The following is a 465-nucleotide window of genomic DNA, read 5'->3' on the forward strand; positions in this document are numbered from 1 at the left end:
AGATGGAATACATCGCTTTGCGCGAGAATATGGGACAGCGCCAAATATCGTAGATGAAGTTTTGACTCAGCATGCATCGCAGGGCAAAATTTTGGTGCGAATCTACCTAAGGAAATTACCCCTGAGTTTGTGCGTCGTGAAGTAGCAGAAGGTCGCGCGATCATTCCTTCCAACATCAATCACCCAGAATCCGAACCGATGATCATCGGCCGCAACTTCCTTGTGAAAGTTAACGCTAACATTGGTAACTCATCGGTGACTTCGTCGATTGAAGAAGAAGTGGAGAAGTTGGTATGGGCGACTCGTTGGGGCGGTGATACGGTGATGGATTTGTCGACCGGGAGAAACATTCACGAAACTCGGGAATGGATTCTACGCAACAGCCCAGTTCCGATTGGAACCGTGCCTATGTATCAAGCACTAGAGAAGGTCAATGGCGTTGCTGAGAACCTTACGTGGGAAGTG

At 48.6% G+C, this 465-nt stretch carries 1 pseudogene; it reads left to right on the forward strand.

The features are described 5' to 3' along the window. A pseudogene (locus CIK04_RS32095) lies at nt 1-465 on the forward strand (phosphomethylpyrimidine synthase ThiC); the annotation flags it as partial.

The organism is Vibrio sp. 03_296 (genome assembly GCF_002265885.1).